Genomic DNA, 4,230 nt, shown 5'->3' on the forward strand with positions numbered 1-4,230 from the left:
GTGTTCCTGGGCTCGGGCGGTTCGACGGTCTCGGTGTCGGGCATCGACATCCTGATCGGCGGCGTCGGCACCGATGTGGTCACGCTGGGCACGGCCGGCAACACGGTGCTGCTGCGCGGCATCGAGACGCTGACCGGTGGCGTGGGCACCGACGTCCTGACGCTGGGCAACACCGCCAACACCGCGACGGTTTCGCTGTTCGAGACGATCATCGGCGGCACCGCCACCGATGCCATCACGATCGGCACCACGGGCGGCACCCTGCTGGTTTCGGGTCTTGAGACCCTGACCGGCAGCGCGCTCTCCGACGTCGTCACCCTCGGCTCGGCCGGCAACACCCTCGCGGTGACGCTGATCGAGACGCTGAACGGCGGCGCGGGCGTCGACGTCGTGTCGCTGGGCACGGCGGGCAACACCCTGCTGGTCTCGGCTCTGGAAACCATCACCGGTTCCGCCGCCACCGATCTGATCACCATCGGCACGGCCGGCAGCACGCTGCTCGCCAACCTGCTGGAGACGGTCACCGGCGGTCTGGGCACCGACGTGATCTTCCTGGGGTCGTCCGGCAACACGATGCTGGCTTCGGGCATCGAGATCCTGGTCGGCGGCACCAACACCGACGTCGTCACGCTGGGCACCGCGGGCAACACCCTGATCCTGCGTGGCCTGGAGACCCTGACCGGCTCCGTCGGCACCGATGTCGTCACCATCGGCGACACCGGCACCACCATGGCGGTTTCGGGCATCGAGACCCTGGCCGGCGGTGCAGGCCTCGACCTGATCTCGCTGAGCACGGCCGGCAACACCCTGCTGGTTTCGGGTCTGGAGACCCTGACCGGTAGCGTTGGCACCGACATCGTCACGCTGGGCACCGTGGGCAACACCCTGGTGGTCAACGCGCTGGATACCCTCACCGGCGGCGCGGGTTCCGACCTCGTGTTCCTGGGTTCGGGCGGTTCGACGCTGCTGGCGTCCGGCCTCGAGATCCTGGTCGGCGGCACGGGCGTCGATGTGGTCACGCTGGGCACGGCCGGCAACACGGTGCTGCTGCGCGGCATCGAGACGCTGACCGGTGGCGTGGGCACCGACGTCGTCACGCTCGGCAACACCGCCAACTCGCTGATCGTCGGCGGCATCGAGACGCTGATCGGTGGCCTCGCCTCCGACATCGTCACGCTGGGCACGGCGGGCAACACCCTGCTGGTTTCGGGTCTGGAGACCCTGACCGGTGGCGTGGGCACCGACATCGTGACCATCGGCACGGCCGGCGGCACGCTGCTGGTGAGCGGCATCGAAACGGTGATCGGCGGCACGGGCCTGGAGGTGATCTTCACCAGCACGGCCGGGTCGACCCTCACCGTCTCGGGTGCGGACTTCGTGATCGGCGGCGCCGGCACCGACGTCCTGACCCTGGGTACGGCCGGCAACACCACCACCATCCGCGGCATCGAGACGCTGATCGGCGGTGCGGGTTCCGACCTGGTGATCCTGGGCGACACCGGCAACACGCTGAACCTGGGCTCGGGCATCGAGATCCTGGTCGGCGGCGCCGGCACCGACGTGCTGACCATCGGCACCTCGGGCACGACCCTGCTGACCCGCGGCATCGAGACGCTGATCGGCGGCGTGGGCACCGACGTCATCACGCTGGGTGACACGGTGAACACCATCACCGTGACGGGCATCGAGGCCCTGACCGGCGGTGCGAACACCGACGTCGTCTTCACCGGTTCGGCCGGCGTGACGATGACGGTCTCGGGCGTCGAGTTCCTGGTCGGCGGCACCGGTTCGGATGTCGTGACCCTGGGCTCCTCGGGCAACACGGTCATCACCCGCGGCATCGACACCCTGTCGGGCGGTGCGGGCAGCGACCTGGTGTTCCTGGGCGACACCGGCGTCACCATGACGCTGGGTTCGGGCATCGAGATCCTGGTCGGCGGCGCGGCCACCGACGTCATCACTCTGGGCACCTCGGGCAGCACCCTGCTGACCCGTGCGGTCGAGACGCTGATCGGCGGCGCGGGCACCGACGTCATCACGCTGGGCGACACCCCGAACACGGTCACCGTGACGGGCGTCGAGACCCTGGTGGGTGGCGCCAACACCGACATCGTCTTCACCGGTTCGGCCGGCGTGACGATGACGGCCTCGGGCGTCGAGTTCCTGGTCGGCGGCGCCGGCTCGGATGTCGTGACCCTGGGTGCGGCGGGCAACACCGTCATCACCCGCGGCATCGACACCATGATCGGTGGTGCCGGTAGCGACCTGGTGATCCTGGGCGACACGGGCGTCACCATGCGGGCCGAGAGCGGGATCGAGATCCTGGTCGGCGGCGCCGGTTCCGACATCGTCAGCCTCGGCGATGGCGGCAACACGGTCCTGCTGCGTGGCATCGAGACGCTGACCGGCGGCACCGGCAACGACGTGATCACGCTGGGTGAATGACCTCATCACCCTCGGGTCGACCGGCAACACGCTGGTTGTGCTGGGTATCGAGACGCTGCTGGGCGGGGCCGGCACCGATATCGTGACCATCGGCACCGCCGGCGGCACGCTGCTGGCGCTTGGCATCGAGACGCTCGTCGGCGGTGTGGGCGTGGACGTCATCCTCACCGGCTCGGCTGGGTCTACCCTGACCGTCTCGGGTGCCGATTTCGTCATCGGCAATGCCGGCACCGATGTCCTGACATTGGGATCGGCCGGCAACACCACCACCATCCGCAACATCGAGACGCTGATCGGCGGCGCTGGTTCCGATCTGGCGATCCTGGGCGATACCGGCAACAGGTTGACCCTGGGGGTGGGCATCGAGATTCTTGTCGGTGGCGCCGGCCAGGATATCGTGACCATCGGCACCGGCGGCACCACCCTGCTGACCCGCGGTGTCGAGACGCTGATCGGCGGTGTCGGCGCCGACGTCATCACGCTTGGCGACACGCCGAACATTGTCACCGTGACGGGCATCGACACCCTGACCGGCGGTGCCAACACCGACATCGTCTTCACGGCCAGCACCGGCGTGACGATGACGGCTTCGGGCGTCGAGGTTCTGGTCGGCGGTGCCGGTTCGGATGTCGTCACCCTGGGCGACACTGCGAACACCATCACCGTCCGCGGCATCGATACCCTGTCGGGTGGTGCGGGCAGCGACCTGATGTTCCTGGGCGACACCGGCGTCACCATGCGGGCCGAGAGCAGGGTCGAGATCGTCGTCGGCGGTGCCGGCAACGACATCGTCAGCCTCGGCGATGGCGGCAACACGGTCCTGCTGCGCGGCATCGAGACCCTGACCGGCGGCACCGGCAACGACGCGATCACGCTCGGCGACACCCCGAACACGGTCACCGTGACAGGCGTCGAGACCCTGACCGGCGGTGCCAGCACCGACATCGTCCTCACCGGTTCGGCCGGCGTGACGATGACGGCCGCGGGCGTCGAGTTCCTGATCGGCGGCACCGGTTCGGATGTCGTAACCCTGGGTGCGGCGGGCAACACCGTCATCACCCGCGGCATCGACACCATGATCGGCGGTGCCGGCAGCGACCTGGTGATCCTGGGCGACGTCCTGCTGCGTGGCATCGAGACGCTGACCGGCGGCACCGGCAACGACGTGATCACGCTGGGTGACACCGGTGTGACGATGTCGGTCTCCGGTATCGAGACGCTGATCGGCGGTGCCGGCACCGACGCCATCACGGTGACCGGCGGTTCGGGCATCCGCTTCCAGGCCGGCACGGGCGACAGCCTGAGCCTGGCTTCGGGCAGCGGCACCGACACGGTGGTGTACTCGTCCTTCACCGACATCTCGGCGCTGGGCGCGAACACCGGCTTCGTCTCGGTCTCGAACTTCCAGTCGGGCACCGACAAGGTGCAGCTGACCGGTACGGCCCGGACCGCTGCGGATAAGAACGGCGATGCTTCGCTCTCGACGGCCTCTGCTGCGACCAACGGCGTGAACATCGGCTCCAACGAGCTGGTGAGCCTGACCTCGGTCGTCAGCGGCAGCCTGACGGACGCTTCGCTGGCCAGCTTCCGCTCGGCCCTGGGGACGCTGACGAACTCGTCGGCTGGTGCAAGCACGCTGGTTCTGGCCAACAACGGCACCAGCTCCGGCCTGTACCAGGTGGTCGACACCAACGGCGACGGCCAGGTGGCCGCCACCGAGGTCCGGCTGCTCGGCGTGTACAACGGCACGGTCCTCTCGCTCTCCGACATCAACCTCGGTTGATG

The 4,230-nt window shown here is 68.7% G+C and carries 2 protein-coding genes; both read left to right on the plus strand.

Annotated features, from left to right (window positions below):
• On the plus strand, positions 1-2,445 hold a 2,445-nt coding region (locus CRT60_RS36035; protein ID WP_161957930.1), incomplete at its 5' end, for a beta strand repeat-containing protein.
• Positions 2,438-4,228: a beta strand repeat-containing protein gene (locus tag CRT60_RS00615; protein ID WP_098734524.1), complete on the plus strand. Its 1,791-nt coding sequence runs from the start codon at positions 2,438-2,440 to the stop codon at positions 4,226-4,228. The genes CRT60_RS36035 and CRT60_RS00615, both read left to right, overlap by 8 nt.
• The last annotated feature ends 2 nt before the right edge of the window (positions 4,229-4,230 follow it).

This window comes from Azospirillum palustre (assembly GCF_002573965.1).
GTDB lineage: Bacteria > Pseudomonadota > Alphaproteobacteria > Azospirillales > Azospirillaceae > Azospirillum > Azospirillum palustre.